This is a genomic window from Occallatibacter sp., assembly GCF_049582745.1.
In the GTDB taxonomy this organism is placed as follows: domain Bacteria; phylum Acidobacteriota; class Terriglobia; order Terriglobales; family Acidobacteriaceae; genus Telmatobacter.
Map to the genome: position 1 here is coordinate 30,886 of NZ_JBAUUO010000138.1, position 16,091 is coordinate 46,976.

General features: G+C 56.7%; 16 protein-coding genes and 1 tRNA gene. 11 read left to right on the forward strand and 6 right to left on the reverse strand.

Annotated elements, in window-relative coordinates; translation table 11 throughout:
• Window positions 1–506: 506 nt before the first annotated feature.
• The 3 genes from WCA10_RS19400 to WCA10_RS19410 are packed head-to-tail and all read left to right on the forward strand — an operon-like array spanning window position 507 to window position 2,324.
• Window positions 507–1,547: an FAD-binding protein gene (locus WCA10_RS19400; RefSeq protein WP_472824171.1), complete on the forward strand. Its 1,041-nt coding sequence runs from the start codon at window positions 507–509 to the stop codon at window positions 1,545–1,547.
• Window positions 1,505–1,852 (forward strand): D-arabinono-1,4-lactone oxidase, encoded by a 348-nt coding sequence (locus WCA10_RS19405; RefSeq protein ID WP_472824172.1) that lies wholly within the window; start codon window positions 1,505–1,507, stop codon window positions 1,850–1,852. The genes WCA10_RS19400 and WCA10_RS19405 overlap by 43 nt, the downstream gene beginning before the upstream one ends.
• Before the next feature lie 58 nt (window positions 1,853–1,910).
• The gene (locus tag WCA10_RS19410; RefSeq protein ID WP_472824173.1) at window positions 1,911–2,324 is read left to right on the forward strand and encodes a DUF1801 domain-containing protein; all 414 of its coding nucleotides are present in this window, start codon (window positions 1,911–1,913) and stop codon (window positions 2,322–2,324) included.
• A gap of 590 nt (window positions 2,325–2,914) precedes the next feature.
• Here the strand turns inward: WCA10_RS19410 and WCA10_RS19415 are convergent.
• Window positions 2,915–3,133 carry a DUF1801 domain-containing protein gene (locus WCA10_RS19415; RefSeq protein WP_472824231.1) on the reverse strand — a complete coding sequence of 73 codons (219 nt, stop codon included), beginning with the start codon at window positions 3,131–3,133 and terminating at the stop codon, window positions 2,915–2,917.
• Between the two features lie 177 nt (window positions 3,134–3,310).
• Here WCA10_RS19415 and WCA10_RS19420 point away from each other — a divergent pair, with 177 nt between their 5' ends.
• Window positions 3,311–4,459, forward strand: coding sequence for a LamG domain-containing protein (locus tag WCA10_RS19420; RefSeq protein WP_472824174.1), 1,149 nt, complete (start codon window positions 3,311–3,313; stop codon window positions 4,457–4,459).
• A gap of 147 nt (window positions 4,460–4,606) precedes the next feature.
• Here WCA10_RS19420 and WCA10_RS19425 read toward each other — a convergent pair whose 3' ends face one another.
• The 3 genes from WCA10_RS19425 to WCA10_RS19435 form a co-directional block, all read right to left on the reverse strand.
• Window positions 4,607–5,203 (reverse strand): YdeI/OmpD-associated family protein, encoded by a 597-nt coding sequence (locus WCA10_RS19425; RefSeq protein WP_472824175.1) that lies wholly within the window; start codon window positions 5,201–5,203, stop codon window positions 4,607–4,609.
• 221 nt (window positions 5,204–5,424) lie between these two features.
• Window positions 5,425–6,576, reverse strand: coding sequence for an MFS transporter (locus WCA10_RS19430; protein ID WP_472824176.1), 1,152 nt, complete (start codon window positions 6,574–6,576; stop codon window positions 5,425–5,427).
• A 7-nt stretch (window positions 6,577–6,583) separates the two neighbouring features.
• Window positions 6,584–7,657 carry a LacI family DNA-binding transcriptional regulator gene (locus WCA10_RS19435; protein WP_472824177.1) on the reverse strand — a complete coding sequence of 358 codons (1,074 nt, stop codon included), beginning with the start codon at window positions 7,655–7,657 and terminating at the stop codon, window positions 6,584–6,586.
• Window positions 7,658–7,819: 162 nt separating this feature from the next.
• Between WCA10_RS19435 and WCA10_RS19440 the strand changes: the two genes are divergently transcribed.
• The 4 genes from WCA10_RS19440 (at window position 7,820) to WCA10_RS19455 (ending at window position 12,046) form a co-directional block, all read left to right on the forward strand.
• Window positions 7,820–9,331: a TolB family protein gene (locus tag WCA10_RS19440; protein ID WP_472824178.1), complete on the forward strand. Its 1,512-nt coding sequence runs from the start codon at window positions 7,820–7,822 to the stop codon at window positions 9,329–9,331.
• Window positions 9,332–9,375: 44 nt separating this feature from the next.
• Window positions 9,376–10,113, forward strand: a complete 738-nt coding sequence (locus tag WCA10_RS19445; protein ID WP_472824179.1) for an HpcH/HpaI aldolase family protein — start codon at window positions 9,376–9,378, stop codon at window positions 10,111–10,113.
• 80 nt (window positions 10,114–10,193) lie between these two features.
• Window positions 10,194–10,283: transfer RNA gene (locus WCA10_RS19450), tRNA-Ser, on the forward strand.
• A gap of 443 nt (window positions 10,284–10,726) precedes the next feature.
• Window positions 10,727–12,046, forward strand: coding sequence for a hypothetical protein (locus WCA10_RS19455; protein WP_472824180.1), 1,320 nt, complete (start codon window positions 10,727–10,729; stop codon window positions 12,044–12,046).
• A 163-nt stretch (window positions 12,047–12,209) separates the two neighbouring features.
• On the opposite strand, the gene WCA10_RS19460 is transcribed toward WCA10_RS19455, so the two are convergent.
• On the reverse strand, window positions 12,210–12,926 hold the full coding sequence (locus WCA10_RS19460; RefSeq protein ID WP_472824181.1) for a methyltransferase domain-containing protein: 717 nt from the start codon (window positions 12,924–12,926) through the stop codon (window positions 12,210–12,212).
• Entirely contained in the window at window positions 12,923–13,651 is a 729-nt protein-coding gene (locus WCA10_RS19465; protein ID WP_472824182.1) for a glycosyltransferase family 2 protein, read from the reverse strand. Before WCA10_RS19465 ends, WCA10_RS19460 begins: the two co-directional genes overlap by 4 nt.
• A 289-nt stretch (window positions 13,652–13,940) precedes the next feature.
• On the opposite strand from WCA10_RS19465, the gene WCA10_RS19470 reads away from it, so the two are divergent.
• The 3 genes from WCA10_RS19470 (at window position 13,941) to WCA10_RS19480 (ending at window position 16,086) form a co-directional block, all read left to right on the forward strand.
• On the forward strand, window positions 13,941–14,321 hold the full coding sequence (locus WCA10_RS19470) for a hypothetical protein (protein ID WP_472824183.1): 381 nt from the start codon (window positions 13,941–13,943) through the stop codon (window positions 14,319–14,321).
• 61 nt (window positions 14,322–14,382) lie between these two features.
• Window positions 14,383–14,793, forward strand: coding sequence for a hypothetical protein (locus tag WCA10_RS19475; protein WP_472824184.1), 411 nt, complete (start codon window positions 14,383–14,385; stop codon window positions 14,791–14,793).
• Window positions 14,794–14,802: 9 nt separating this feature from the next.
• Window positions 14,803–16,086 (forward strand): multiheme c-type cytochrome, encoded by a 1,284-nt coding sequence (locus tag WCA10_RS19480; protein WP_472824185.1) that lies wholly within the window; start codon window positions 14,803–14,805, stop codon window positions 16,084–16,086.
• Window positions 16,087–16,091: the final 5 nt, after the last annotated feature.

The window sequence follows — 16,091 nt, forward strand, 5'->3', positions numbered from 1 at the left end:
ACAGCGCGTTTCTTCGAAGATGCGATTGCAGGAACTAATTCTCTATGCGATTGAGTTCTCCACCCATCGGGAAATCGCCCGGATGAGGATACCTAGAGTTTTTCGAGACTGATTCAGCTTAGCGAATTGAGCGAAATAAACTGCAAAATGTAGAAGATTTTTTGATGTTTGTTTTCAGAGAGTTGGCTGCGTTTGAGGGGAAGGGCGCTTGACAGCGAAAAAATGGGATATCGAAGCTGGGTGTTGTTGACGGGAGGTTTGCGCCAGCGGCCCATGGCCGACAAGCGAGGTTACACCCTGTGCGAAGGTGTGATTTCTCCGCCGTCGTGCAGGAGAGCGGGTCCGCCGAATTCAATTCAAATTGCGCTTACCGGTGCCTGGGAAAGAACGATGAGACATCGGCAACATAGCATATCCAATTCTTTGTTGCCTCGTTTGTCTTCGAACCCTATGCTTGTCGAGCACACATGAAATTCATCGAAGGGCGAGAGAGGTTAATCGAAACGATGAACAAGCGTGACTTCCTTAAATCTGCGGGAGCGATTGTGGCTGGAGGTATGATTTCGCGGTTGGGGCCGGCGCAACAGCAACCCGCGCCGCGCGAAAACTGGGCGGGCAACATCACCTACAGCACCGATCATGTGCACAGGCCGGCGAATGTGGACGAAGTGCGCGACGTCGTGAAGACTTGCAGCAAGCTGCGGGCACTCGGCTCGCGCCACTCATTCAATCACATTGCCGACAGCACGCAGAATCAGATTTCACTTGAGCACCTCGGCCAGATCGACATCGACGACAAGGCCCGCACCGTTACCGTCGGCGCTGGAGTCAAGTACGGTCAGCTCGCGCCGGTGATCGACGCACGCGGCTACGCGCTGCACAACCTTGCGTCTCTGCCGCACATCTCTGTAGCCGGCGCGATTGCCACGGCGACCCACGGCTCCGGGATCCACAACGGCAACCTTGCCACGGCGGTTCGCGCCCTCGAGATCGTAACTGCGAACGGCGAAGTCATTCATCTTTCCCGCGACAAGGACGGCGATCAGTTTCTGGGCGCAGTTGTCGGCCTCGGCGCCGTCGGGGTCGTCACCCGCGTCACACTCGACCTGTTGCCGACATACCAGGTGGCGCAAACCGTGTATCAGAATCTCAGCTTCGATGAGCTGGCGCATAACTTTGACGCCATCTTCGGAGCCGGATACAGCGTGAGCCTGTTTACCGACTGGCAGCATCACCAGGCCACGCAGGCATGGATCAAGCGCAAATTGCAACCGGGCGAAAAGCACGAATGGGCCGCTGATTTTTACGACGCAAAACGTGCAACCGAAAAGTTGCATCCCATCACGGGCCACCCCGCCGAAAGCTGCACCGAGCAGATGGGCATTCCCGGACCGTGGTACGAACGCCTGCCCCACTTCAAGATGAATTTCACTCCATCGAGCGGCCGCGAACTGCAGACCGAGTACCTCGTTCCCCGAGAGCGCGGCTACGAGGCGACCTCGCTGTGGAGAAACTGCGCGACCAGATCACGCCGCATTTATTTGTGACGGAACTGCGCACGATTGCCGCCGACACTCTCTGGATGAGCACGGCATACGAGCGCGATTCCCTTGCCATCCACTTCACATGGAAACCCGAATGGGACGCGGTCAAGAAGATCCTTCCCCAGATCGAAGCACAATTAAGGCCGTTCGCTCCGCGCCCGCACTGGGCCAAGCTGTTCACCCTGTCGCCCGCGCTGCTGCAGGCGCAATACGCGCACCTCGGCGAATTCAAGGCGCTGGTGAAGAAGCATGATCCGGGCGGAAAGTTCCGCAATGAGTTTTTGGAGACAAATCTCTACACAACGTAGGAGCGGGCCGGACAGGTGATCATCGGAAGGGCGAGATCATGGGGAAGGAGGATTCAGCATGAAAAAGAAGGCCGGAACAACCTTGGCGGGATCGGGCTCAGCGGAGGTGGAGGCGCGAATCGAGGCGCTAGGCGACTGGCGCGGGGAGATGCTTGCGCGGCTGCGCGCTGTGATCAAGCAGGCCGACCCAGATGTGGTGGAGGAGTGCAAGTGGAAAAAGGCTTCGAACCCGCGCGGGGTGCCGGTGTGGTCGCATGACGGGATCATCTGCACGGGCGAAACCTATAAGAGTGCCGTGAAGCTGACGTTCGCCAAAGGCGCGTTTCTGGATGATCCGGCGGGTCTGTTTAATTCGAGTCTTGTGGGGAATTGGAGGCGGGCGATTGATTTTCGCGAGGGCGACAAGGTGAACGAAAAGGAGCTGAAGGGGCTGATTCGCGGTGCCGTGGCGCTCAATGGTTCCACGGTTTGAAATCGGGGCGTTTGGGCTCGTGGTACATCGCAAGACCTGGGGCGCCGTCTGTTGTCCACAATCAGGGCTAGTCTGTTGCGGCTTTCTGATAGACCATATAGACGATGCCTCGTCATGCCAAACCGAAACAGAAGGCTCCGCACGCGTTTGTTTTGGATGCGCTCATGCCCATGAACCCCGAGGTGCGTCGCATGTTTTCCGGTTTCGCCGTCTACCTGGGCGACCGCATCGTTTGTATGCTCCGAGATCACCTCAAATCTCCGAAGGACAATGGAGTTTGGCTTGTTCTTTCAGACGGCACGAGTCCCACAGATCCAGAACTTCGCCGTGACTTTCCTTCCATCCGCTCGATAGAGCTCCTGAGAAACAAGATCGGCCATTGGCTCCTCATCCCCAGTGACAGCCCCAGCTTCGAGATGGAGTCACTTCATGCGTGCGATCTTCTGCTGCGTCATGACCCTCGCTTCGGCCGAATTCCTAAATCGAGAAGATAGTCGACTGCGTGAATGCGATCTCCGACCGAATCGTGACAGGTTTTTGTCAATCTCTCCAGCGACAATTATGCGGCAATTGATCAACCAGAGCTTGTCTCAAGAATGGCCTTTCAGGCCGGCTTTTTCTACTTCGATGGCTTCGCGAATATAAGACTTCAACACAGATTTCATCTCCGCGATTTCGCGGACGGAGGTGAACTTGATCCAGCGTGTGGACTGCGAATGCTGACCGGGGCGGGCGAGAACGCCATGGACATCGTTGAGCAGCGCGCCTTTGAAGAAGGCGAATGCGCAGGAGTTTTTTAATCCGCCGATGACGACTACGTTCTTGCCCTGGAAGGTGGCCTGCGCATTTTCGCCGAATCAGGACAAGCCACTTTCCAGACGACGCCGTGAACCAACTCGCAATGTCCAGGATCGCCTCGTAACACTGTTGTCCGGCTCGTCACCCTTCGCTCGTATAAGGGGGTGCCTGTTCCATAGGCTGACGTCATGAAGAGATTCTTCAGCAAGGATGCATTTTGGAAAATTACGCTCTGCGTTTGCTTCCTCTCAGCACATTCGATTGCCTGGGGCGCGGAACCGATCAACATCCCCATGACGGCCGATCACTGGCAGACGAAGGAGAACGCGGAATTTCTGCGGCAGCTGGGTTTTTATCGCGGCCTGATGCGATTGAACAGCGGCGATGCGGTGCTGAAAGACATCGCGTTCAGCGACGGAACCATTGAGTTCGACGTGAATACGATCGGGCGAGGCGCACCTGGCATCGCCTTTCGTCAGCAAGACGAAGAGAATTTCGAGCTTCTGTACCTCAGGCCTGATGCGGCCTGTCCCGCTTTCCACGCCTGCATGCAGTATGCGCCGCAGACGCATGGGGTGCTGCTGTGGGATCTATTTCCGCAATATCAGACGCGGGCGCCGCTGCGGGAAAACGGGTGGAACCACATCAAGATGGTCATCTCGGGTCGACGGATGAATGTGTTCGTGAACGATACACCATCGCCTACGCTTGAGGTGGGCAGGCTCGAGGGGGATGTGATGAAAGGCGGTTTGCGGCTACAGGGTCCTGCGACATTTGCAAACCTGGTGATCACTCCCGATGCAGTGGACGGTCTGTCTCCCGAGCCGGCGAGAGATCCGCTGGAGGATAACCGCGGCTTGATCAGGAATTGGCGTCTCTCTACGTTTGCAGCGCTGCCGAATGGCAAGGACCCGATGTATAACGAAATGCCCAGTGCTTTGTCGGAATGGAAGACGATCAGCACGGAGCGGAACGGGTTGGTGAACATCAGCCGCATATATGGCAAGCCTCTACCCGAACCGAACCGGGCCGTAGCATGGCTGAAGACGACGATCACTTCAGACAGAAAGCAGACGAAGAAGGTCGATATTGGATGGACGCGCGAATTGTGGGTCTTCGTGAACGGGAAACTGGTGTACGCAGACCGAAACCTGTTTGAGTCGGACGATGCAAGAAAAATTCCCGATGGGCGGTGTTCGCTGGAGAATGGGACGTTCACGTTGCCGCTGGAAGCTGGCGAGAATGAGGTTTCGGTGGCTATCGCGAACAACTTCTTCGGATGGGGAATGAAGCTGCGCGTGGCTGATCCAGACGGGGTTCGACTGGCAGCTAAGTGACAAATCCCAGTTCTAAAAGCGACACTTGGGGCCCTCAGTTATCGGTGGTCAGGGGTGGGCCACCGGCCCACTCGCCCGAGAAGCAGGTCCCTCCGCCTCGCTCGGGACGACGAGACCAAGTTGGGTTGGGTTCGTGGCTCGTTGCTCCTACTTATCGAGAAGGCCCTTGCCTTTGAGGATGTGGGGCATGAATTTGCGGACGCGGGCTTCGCGGGTCTTGGATTGTTTGGGGGCGGAGAAGTGATAGATGTATGCGCGCTGGCGGCCGGGGGTCAGCGCTTCAAAGGCTTTCTTGAAGTCGGGGAACTCATCGAGCAGGATTTGCAATTCTTCGGGGAGTTTGAGGTCCGACGTTTTTTTTAGTTTTACTTTCAGGCCGGACTTTTCGATCTCGATGGCTTCGCGAATGTAGGCCTTCAACACGGACTTCATCTCGGCGATTTCGCGGACGGAGGTGAACTTGATCCAGCGCGTCGATTGCGAATGCTGACCGGGGCGGGTGAAGACGCCATGGACATCCTTGAGCAGCGCGCCTTTGAAAAAGGCGAATGCGCAGGACTCCTTCATTGGACCGAGAACGATGACGTTTTTCCCCTGGAAGGTGTAACAGGGTTGACTCCACTTGAAGTCTTCGGTCAGTTCGGAGTCGAGCAGGATGGCGCGCAACTTTGTCAGTTCGTGTTGCCAGTTTTTTGCGTTGGCGATGAAGGCGTCAACGTTGGGGTTTGATTTGTTCGGCGTCATCGTTGGTGATTTTAATTCTTTGACGAGAGATTGGTTGCATAGATCTCGTGCGCAAGCAGGAGGACTTCCCCCAGGGGCTAGCGCCATCCTCATGTTGCTGGACTTGTGGCACGCGACCCAGAGGGTACCCCGATCCGCGCCCTTTCAAAGCTGCGGGTTTTTCATCAACCTGGGCACGACTAAAGTCGTGCCCTTTCAAACCGGCCTTCTACCGCGGACTGTTACGGAGTTGTGGGTGCAGCGGGTTGGGCGTTGCGGAGAGTTGGGAGGAGGAAGGCCATCAGGAGGAGGGCGGCGGGGATGATGAGCATTCCGGTGCGCAGGCTGCCGGTATGAGTGGACGTGAAGCCCGCGATCCAGGGGAGAACAGAGCCGCCGAAGCCCGCGGTGAAGAGGATCCAGCGGGAGTCGGCGGTGTGACGGCTGCGGGCGAAGAAGCCGGCGAGGACGAGGGGATAGGTCGGGGCCAGGGACGCGCCGAGGAGGAACATGGCGAAGTTGCGGGCGGAGACGGAAGGTGCGAATTCGAGAAGCAGGGCTGAGACGAAAGCGACGGCAACCGCGATGCGGAAGACGCGCATGGGATCGGCGCGGAGAAGGAGGAGGGAGGAAAGGCCACGCGAGCATAGGAATCCTGCCCAGTAGAAGGAGGTAGATGCGGCGGCCATGACGAGTCCGGCGGCGGCTGTGCGTAGCGCGTAGGTAGGGAGCCATGCGGCGACGGTGTTTTCGATGCCGACCTGGAGGAATGCGGCAAATGCAAAGACAGCGACGAGGTAGAACGCGGTGATGGTGTGCGCATCCGCCGAGGCTCGCACGGGTTCGGGTGGATCCCTGAGAACGAGCGCGGAGGCGAGAGCGGCGACAGCGGAAGCGAACGCAAAGAGGACGTATCCCGCCTGGTAGGAGTGATGCACGAGAACGCGTGCGGCGATGAGCGGGGCGGCGAGCGCTCCGATGCTCCAACTGAAGTTGAGGAAGGTGAGGAGCGGGGCACAACGTGCGGGGTATGCGCGGCCGACAAAAAGCGTGACGGCAGACATGGGAACGCCGACGCTGATGCCGAGGAGCAAAAACGCGGGCGCGAGCAGCGAGCGAGGGCAGACGGCCACAGCGATGCAGGTGCAGATCATCGCGGCAAAGCCAATCGTGATGAGGCGCGCAAAGCCGCGGCGGCATAGCAGCGCACCTAGCGAGGTTCCGGCGAAGTAGAGGAGAAAGAGCAGGCCGGATGTGGAGTCGCTGAGGTGAAAACGCACGGCGAGGGATGGAAGGAGAGCGCCGCCGACCGTGTGAAGGACGCCAGTCAGCGCGAATACTGGATGAAGAACAGCGAAAGTGCGAACCGAAGAGGACCTGGGTTGAGAAGGCATCGATGACTCAGGTGCGCTTGATGCGGTTGCGTTTGGGATTGGGCGGACTGGTGGACTCGCGAATGACGAGTTCTGGATGAATGGGAACGAAGTCAGGAAAGGTGGCCTGGCCGCGGATGCGCTGAAGCAGGATGCGGGCAGCGGTGGTTCCCATCTGAGAGAGCGGCTGGCGAATTGTGGTGAGGCTCGGGTTGTGAAATGCAGCGCTCTGGATGTCGTCGAAGCCAACGACGGAAACGTCTGCCGGAACCTGGAGACCGCGGTTCATGAAGGCGCGGATGGCACCGATTGCGGCGATGTCGTTGTAGCAGAGGAGCGCCGTAAAATCGACTTCGCGCTGGAGGAGTTCGTTGACGGGGTCGAATCCAAGCTCCGGCGTGGAGACGCGAAGCTGGAGCTGCACAACGAGTTCCGGAGGCACGGCCAGCTTGAGGTCGCGGGCCACGGCCATGAGGCAGTTCCAGCGATCGTCGGCGTCAGAGCTGTGGCTGCCACCGCGCATGAAGGCAATTCTGCGGTGGCCGAGCTGATAGAGGTGACGCAGAGCGAGCTCCGCTGCGCGCTTCTGGTCGAGGACGACGTTGGTGACGCCTTCGATTTTGCGGTGGCCGGCAACAGAGACGACCGGGAGAATCCCGATGCTCTTTTCAAGGGCCGTATCGATAAAGATGAATCCTTCAACAGAGCGATCCATGAAGAGGCGCGGGTACTCCTCGATGAGATCCGGTTTGCGGCGATGACTTGCGGTGAGATAGAAGTAGCCTTCTTCAATCAGGTGCTCTTCAACGCCGCTGAGAACCTGCATGGCGTAGCTGTCACTGAGCTCGGGAACGAGGACGCCGACGGTGAAGGTCTGGCGCTTGCGCAGGGAGCGCGCGAAGAAGCTGGGTCGATAGTCGAACTTGGCGGCTGCTTCAACGACGCGGTCGCGTGTTTCCTGGGGGATGGAGCGGACGCCGGGAGCGTTATTCAAAACCAGGGAAATGGTGGCCGGCGAGAGGTTGAGGTACTCGCCCAAGGTGCGCAGGCTGATGGGCTGGCCGGGAAGCGGCGGCGCTCCTGGTTTGGTTCGCTTGGGCATGCATTCCTGTTTTAACACCGTTGAGCGGGAGCGCGCTGTGTTTTCACGGTGTGCTCGATGAGGAATGCCTGCGGATGCGGGCCCTGTGGATGAAGGCGGCGAGACGCGCGGAAGGGGAATGCGCGAGAATGATCGCGCCTGAATATTGCGGCGGAGGGTCGAATGAATCGGTGGGTTTCTTCATTTTGTTTTGCTCTTGTTTTTGGATTGAGCGCGGGATGCGCGATGGGACAGGCGGGGTCTGGGGCCGTGGGAGTGTTTGAAGGACACCAGGATGTGGGGACAGTGCTGCACCCAGGATCGACGAGCTACGACGCCGCAAAACAGAGCTACGCGGTAACGGGCAGCGGCGAGAACATGTGGTTCGGGATGGATGATTTTCAGTTTGCGTGGAAGAAGATGAGCGGAGATGTGGCGATTTCCGCGGACATCGCGTTTGTGGGAGACAAGGGAAATCCTCATCGCAAGGCAGTGCTGATGATCAGGCAGAGCCTGGACGGAAGTGCGCCGGCAGTGGACATTGCGCGGCACGGGATTGGACTGACGTCGCTGCAGTTTCGCGATGCGGCGGGTGCGGATGACCACGAGGTGCAGTCGAATGTGGAGGCACCGCAGCGGGTGCGGCTGGAGAAGCACGGCGATTATTTCTACGGGTTCGTTTCGGGTTCGGACGGGAAACTGGAACCGGCGGGCGCTTCGACGAAGCTGGTCATGGATGGGCCGTTCTACGTGGGGATCGGGGTTTCGGCGCACGACAAGGATGCGACGGAGACGGCGGTGTTTTCGAACGTGAAGATCGAGGCGCTTGCAGCGACAGGTCTGAAGCCGGTGCTGTACAGCACGCTGGAGACAGTTCCTATTGCTTCGACGGATAGGCGTGTGGCGTATGTATCGCGGGCGCATTTTGAAGCGCCAAACTGGTCGCGGGATGGAACGCACTTTTTGTTCAATCAGGATGGCGGGATTTATCGTCTGGCGGTGACGGGCGGTGAGCCGGTGCGGATCAAGACTGATCCTGAGGTGAAGTGCAACAACGATCATGGAATTTCGCCGGACGGGACGATGCTGGCGATCAGCGATTCGACGGAGACGGGCAAGTCGCTGGTGTACACGGTGCCGATTGCGGGCGGAACGCCGAAGAAGATTACGCCGACGGGACCATCGTATTGGCACGGGTGGTCGCCGGATGGAGGGACGCTGGCGTTTGTAGGTGAGCGCGGGGACAACTTCGATATCTACGCGATGCCGGTGAATGGCGGCACGGAGAAACGGCTGACGACGGCAGCCGGGCTCGATGACGGTCCCGAGTATTCGCCGGACGGGCAGTGGATCTATTTCAACTCGGAGCGGACGGGGCACATGCAGATATGGCGGATGCATCCGGATGGCAGCGGGCAGGAGCAGGTGATTATGGACGAGACGAATGACTGGTTCCCACACATTTCGCCGGATGGGAAATGGATGACGTTCGTCGCGTTTGAGAAGGGCGTAACCGGACATCCACCGGACAAGGATGTGACGCTGAATGTGATGTCGCTCGCGGACAAGAAAGTGAAAGTGCTGGCGAAGCTGTTTGGCGGACAGGGGACGAACAATGTTCCGTCGTGGTCACCGGACAGCACGAAGGTAGCGTTTGTAAGTTATGAGTATTTGACGGATGGGGCGCGGGATTGAGCGACAACTATCGTGGGAAACCGGAACCGTGGAGCGGAGATCTGATGGACGCGAGGGTATGGCTGCAGTCGGGCGGCATGAAGCTGGGGACAATCGTGACAATCGACCATCCGGCCATCGTGGAGATCGCGCAGCTGGCGGGATTTGATTGGGTGTGGATCGACGGGGAACATGGACTCTTTAACGAGGTGAGCGCGGCAACGGCGTGCGCCGTGGGTGCGGGCGGGGTGCCGATGTTTGTGAGGTTACCGGACCGGTCTTCGACGGCGATCAAGCGGTTTCTCGATACTGGATGCGATGGGATTATTTTGCCGCAGGTTTCATCGTCGGAAGAGGTCGATGAGATTGCGCGAGCCGCACTCTATCCGCCGCGCGGGGAGCGCAGCGTGGGTATTGCACGCGCGCAGGGGTATGGAGCGCGGTTTGCGGAGTGCCTGGAAAAGCAGGATTATGCGATCGTGGTGCAGATCGAGTCCGTAGCCGGGGTGAAGAATGCGGAGGCGATTGTGGGGCATGCGGCCGTGGACGCTGTGGTGATTGGGCCGTATGACTTGAGCGGGTCGTATGGAATTCCGGGCCAGATCGAGGCGCCCCATGTTGTCGAGAGCATTGCCGCGGTTCGGGCTCTTTGCAAGACGGCCGGCAAGCCGTGCGGGATTTTTGCGGCGACGGCGGAGAAAGCCAGGGCGTATGCGAAGGCGGGATTCGAGCTGATTGCGGTCGGCATGGACTGCAGTGTTTTGCTGGGCGGATACAAGACGGTGCTTGAGGCGATCAGGTGAGGAAGGTCTGCAAGAAGGTGTGACGGAAGATTGGGTCGAACTTGGGCTAAACTAAAGGAAAGCACTTGCTTTCCACCCGCGGAGGGATGGGTGAGCGGTTGATACCGGCGGTCTTGAAAACCGTTGTACCTGAAAGGGTACCGGGGGTTCGAATCCCTCTCCCTCCGCCAGTTCTCGTTTTGGGCTCGTTCGGTGGATCACGTTGAAGGGCTCAGCATATGTAGGATAATGGTTTAAATCATCCGTCGAGCAGTTCGAAAGTACGTTCTTGAGCAATTCGGCACGTTTTGCGAATCTCGGCCTAAAGTACATCGAAATCACTTGGAATTGCCACGGAAAGCTGTTTCATGGACTCTTGAGCCTGCATTTTCTCGGGAGACAGATTGCTTATCATTGCACGGCAATGTGTGCATTGGCAGCACTCCTCTCAGGTTCCCAGTTTTCGTTGGATTATCTTCCCGGTATACTCGGTTCGATCAAGTCTTGAAATCCAAGGTCCGGAAAACGGTTGAATATGCCGCCAGAACTTTCCCAGGCAGGGAAAAAGTCATCAGACATTGAGGCACCAGGCGGTTCCGAATCCGGAAGTCGCCGATGGGCTTTTGCCGGTGTAATGTCAGCCATCGTGCTGCCAGTTTTCCTTTTCTACTTCAACCTGTTCAGAACTGCGCTGGATCTTCCGATCCTGGATGATTATGAAGCCATTCTCGGGTTCATGAATCGCTGGGCGACCAGCCCAAGCATCACCGACAGGCTCATCTGGTTCCTGACCTCGCAACACGTCGAGGTGAAACTGTTTCTTCTTCACGCCATTGTGCTTGTCCAGTATGCCGTGCTGGGACACGTGAACTTCCGGTTCCTCTCCCTGTTTTCCGAAGGGCTCCTACTTGGCCTCGCCTACCTGCTCTGGAAGATGTTCGTCCCCAAGAGCCCGGATACGTTGTTGCGCCTGACGCTTTTTCTTCCGGTTACGTTTCTGCTGTTCCAACTCCAGTATTCCCTGGAACTGAGCGTGGTGACACAGGGAATGGCGCATATAGCTGGCCTTCTTTTCTCGCTTGCAGCACTTTACGAACTGAATCGAGACAATCGCAGGTCGTTTGTGGCTGCTCTGGCATTTCTGCTGCTGGCCGTTGCGTCGTTCGGCAACGGGTTTATGGTCGTTCCGATTGGGATGTTGATTCTGGCGCGAAAACGGCGGTACAAGGAACTGGGGCTCTTCCTCGCGATCTCCCTGGCATGTGTAGCAATCTATGCGTACCGCTTCGACTTTCACGTGCCGGAGGGCGGCGTAGTCTCGGTGCCACAATTCAACTGGCTGACCATCCCGAAAGACTGCCTCTATGTCGTTTATTTCCTCGGAAGCGCCGGCGGCCTCAATTCCCATTTCCCGCCGGGAGGTCTCATCCTCGGCATTTTGCTTGTCGCGACGTTTGTATGGATGCTTGCAACAGGCCAGATGAGTAAGAATTTCTTGCCGTTCGACTGTGCGATGTTCCTCTTGCTATCAGCTGCAACAGCGGCAAGCCGTAGAGCAGCTTTCGGCGTAACGCAGAGCCTCGATCCGCGATATTCGCTCTACTCCATCACCTTCGTGATTCTGCTTTGGATACTGCTTGTCGAGAGATTTCTTCCACGCCTTCGGCATCCCTGGAACAGTGGATTATTCCTGGCGGTAATGGTGTGTTCCGTTCTTTTCTGCTTGTGCTGGAACATGATCGGCGTGGCATCGATTCGTCAGCGGAACGACAGCGTGGTCGCCGCCATCACGAGATTCCAGCATCCTGACCCGAACGCGCCTGAACGATATCCGGTTCCACCATACCGCTACCCCGGACCCAACGGCGAAGCTGACGGAGTGAAATTGCGCGAGCGCATGCTCTCGAACCTGAATCTGTCGGCCAAGCTAGGTGTTTACCGCCCGCAATTCTAGACAGCTATTCTGGCTCGCCATCTAGAAAGAAATGATTGCCGCCAGGGGAGAATGCGCGGATTCGATTCATGGCGAATGGAGGCATGGGCCAATATGGCTGCGTCGTGTCTAACACATTCCCGCTTGGGCGGTGATGGAATGGAATTGCAAGTTGGGTGTTCATTCACTTAGCGACCGCTACAGCGATCAGGCTTTGGCCGATTGGAGGCGGACAAATGCGCGATTCGAAGCCATGGACCACCGGAAATATCGCGCGATCAAACCATCTCACCGCATCCACGTCGAAGGATCGCCTCTTCAATAAACAAAAGTTGACCCACCACGCAAAGTAACCAACGATGTTGTAGTACCGGAGCCGCACGACTCGAAATCCAGCCTTCTCCAGCATTGAATGCAGTTCGAGACGGGTGTAGCGGCGGAAATGACCGAAATCCCTGTCAATCGGTGCGTAAATCTCCGGCCGCGCCGGAACAAACAGACAAAGCTTGCCTTCCCTTGGCCACAACAAGCGGTGGTAAGCGACCAACTCCTCGATGTCCAACTTGATGTGCTCCAGAACATTAATACTCAGGATGGCATTCCAATCAGTCTCTGACCTCAAATCGCTTATGGTTCCATGGAGCAAATCGTGATGGGGCATGCGGGAAAGCAACTTTGCGCAAGAAGCGGGGTCGGGTTCAATGGAACATAATCTCTTGATTTCGGGAATCTGTCGGAGTTCGGAAGTCATTTGGCCAATTCCGGCGCCGACCTCCAGTACATTTCCTTGCAAATACACCCTGAACTCGTGGAGCAGCGCCGCACGATAGTTCTTCGCCTCACTCAGGGCAGCGAATTCGAAATCAGTTGTCTGCGCCAATTCGTTGTGCTGATTGGTCATCTGTCCCAGAAATTATACTTCCAGATGCACCACAGAGCGCGAAAACCATCTCGCCAGCCAATCTTCTTACCCTCGGCGTAAGTGCGACCGCTGTAGGATATCCCAACTTCAAATATGCGCGCTTTGGTCCTGGCTATTTTGGCAGTGATCTCCGGTTCGAAACCAAAGCGATTCTCCTTAACCCGAACCTTCTGGATCACTTCGCGCCGGAAAGCCTTGTAGCAGGTTTCCATGTCGGTAAGGTTCAAGTTGGTAGCCATGTTCGAACATATCGTTAGGAGGTTGTTTCCGACCGAATGCCAGTAATACAAAACCCGGCGCGGATCCGCACCGGAGCAAAAACGCGAACCATAGACTACATCCGCCTTGCCGGACAAAATCGGCGCAATCAAGCGGGAATATTCCTTAGGGTCGTACTCGAGATCCGCATCCTGGATGATGACGATTTCCGAGGTCGCGTGTGCGATGCCGGTGCGCAAAGCCGCGCCCTTGCCCTGATTCACGCCCTGCCGGATGAGTTTGATGCGCGAATCGCTTTGTGCGAGGGGCTGGAGCTGGTCCCAAGTGCCGTCCTGCGAGCCGTCATCCACAATGACCAGTTGTCCAACGTGGCTTTGCGCCAATACCAATTCCACAATTTCCGTAACGGTGACGGCCTCGTTATATACCGGCATCACCACCGAGATGCACGGTTCTATGTCGTCGTTCGATTTCATTGCAGACATCGTAGCAGCTTCAGGGCTTAGGAAATCCGGCAACGCTGTGAATTGACTGTCTTCGGGTCGACCGCACTGATACCCTGGCCGGGCGGGCACCAAGTAATGACAGGAAAGTCAAAACCAGAGACGATCAGAGTTCTAAAATCGTCCACTAGTCTCTCCGCCCTGGAATCCATAAGATCAATTCAGGAAGTGAGCGCCGATCCGGTCGTTGCAGCAACGTCTTCGATTGAAGAAATGTCTGGACCGAGAATGCGAATCTCTGTTTAGATTGCACTTGATTGGGAGCGGGTTTATGCGAGGTTTTTTCTCGGGTATTGACGCAAAGAGCTACTTGCTATGCGCACTGCTTCTCGGCACGGCGGCAACTTTTGGGCAGGAACAAAACCCCACGCACGTCGTCATCCCGAATCCAACTCCCCGCCCGCCTGACTTGAAGCAGGAGTTTGGCGACACTCCGGCGGATCAGAAGAAGCGAGAAGCAGTCTCGCTCGAGAATCAGCTGCGCGCTCGAGAAATTTGGCTGGAGTCCAATCAGATACTTTTGCTGGCGCAGCAACTCCAACAAGAGATTGTTTCCGACAAGAAATCAAAGTCTATGGCCACCGACACCGCCAAGGTGGCGCAGATTGAAAAGCTCGCGCACACCCTGCAAGAGAAAATGAAGACGCAGTAGCACCTTTTCCCGTTGATCCGGAGGCACGTGGTCATCCTCCGGCTGCACAAAGGAAATAACGATGACGAAGCACCCCAGAAAACCAAGGCTAATCTGCTGGCTGCTCTTGCCTTTGGTACTCGGGTCGGCCTTCGCTCTTCCAGTGCTCTCTCAGTCAAGTGCGGCCTCTTCGATTCCACCGGAACCCAAGCCCGAGGTTGGCAAGGATGCGGCGCAATCGAGTCATCCCTCGTCTCTGGATCCGAGAACTGAAACCACGCCTCAGGCCTCAGCAGAGGAAGTGAGACAGGCACAGATCGAAGCGGATACAAAGAAGCTGTACCATTTGTCCGCCGAATTGCGAGAGGAGGTGGCCAAGACCTACAAGGAGAGTCTCTCCCTTACGGTGCTCAAGAAGGCTGAAGAGGTCGAGAAGCTGGCACGGAGCCTGAAGGAACTTATGAAGCAGGAAGCAGCCGCTGCCAGGAATTAGGATCCGTAATTGAGCGATATTCTTGCGGTACTCAACATCATCAAGTGGGGACTGCGCGGAATGTTCCGAGCCAAATTCGTCTTTGTTTCCGTCTCGGCTAGCTTCCTTTTTCTGTGCCCGGCTGGTGCATTTCACTCGCCGAAAGAGGACCAATTGGGGACGGATCGAACTGACTATGTTGGCGACGCAAGTTGCCAGAAATGTCACGGAGATGTGGATCAAAACTACGAGCACACGCCTCATCGCCTGACTTCCCAACTCCCCACGTCCATTTCGGTTCTTGGATCATTTCAAAGTGGCGCCAATTCCCTGATCATCGTTGACTCAACGCAAACCGCGGAGCCGGGACTTCAGTTTCATATGGAGTCAAGAAAGGATGGTCTCTTCGAGATTGCGCGGAGCGGGTGGGGCTCTCATGTTTATCAAAGGGCTGAACGCATCGATCTTGTCACGGGATCCGGAGTGCGCGGCCAGACTTACCTGTACTGGCAAGGCGACCGATTATTCGAATTACCGGTCAGCTATTGGAGCGACGGCCATCGATGGATCAACAGTCCCGGCTATATCGACGGAACAGCGGACTTTTCCCGCCCTGTAAATCCGGCCTGCCTGGAGTGTCACGCGACTTATATTCAAGCTCTTTCCACCGACCCGGCGACAAATCGATATGACCGGAGAAGCCTGGTACCTGGCATCTTGTGTGAGAGCTGTCACGGCCCCGGAGCAAATCACGTTCGACAAGAACTGCGCCATGAGACCAAGAAAAAAGAGCCGTCGATTCTGAATCCTGCAAAATTCTCGCGAGACTTGCAGGTTGATTTGTGTGCTGAGTGCCATAACGGGATTCAGAGAGAGGCTCTGAAGCCGGCCTTCTCCTACGTTTCTGGTCAGCCGCTGAATGAATATTTCAAGCCGCTCCCAACTCCGGAGGTAGAACATCCGGATGTTCACGGGAATCAAGTGGGTTTGCTTCAGCGCAGTAAATGCTATCGATCATCGAAGCAGATGAGCTGTTCGACCTGCCACGACGTCCACACCACCGGACAGTCACTCGAGTCCTACTCGCTTAAATGCCTCAGCTGTCATACGTGGCAGAGCTGCGGCATGTCAAGAAAGATGGGGCACGAGATCATGAACAAATGCATCGACTGTCATATGCCGATCGAGGAGACCAATGTGATTGTGTCTCAAACAGCGGGGCAGGTGGTACACGCCAAGATGCGGAACCATTGGATAAAGGTCTATCCAGACTTGAGCATGCCCGGGAATGGAGGCAAATCCCTTCGGCTTTAAATGCG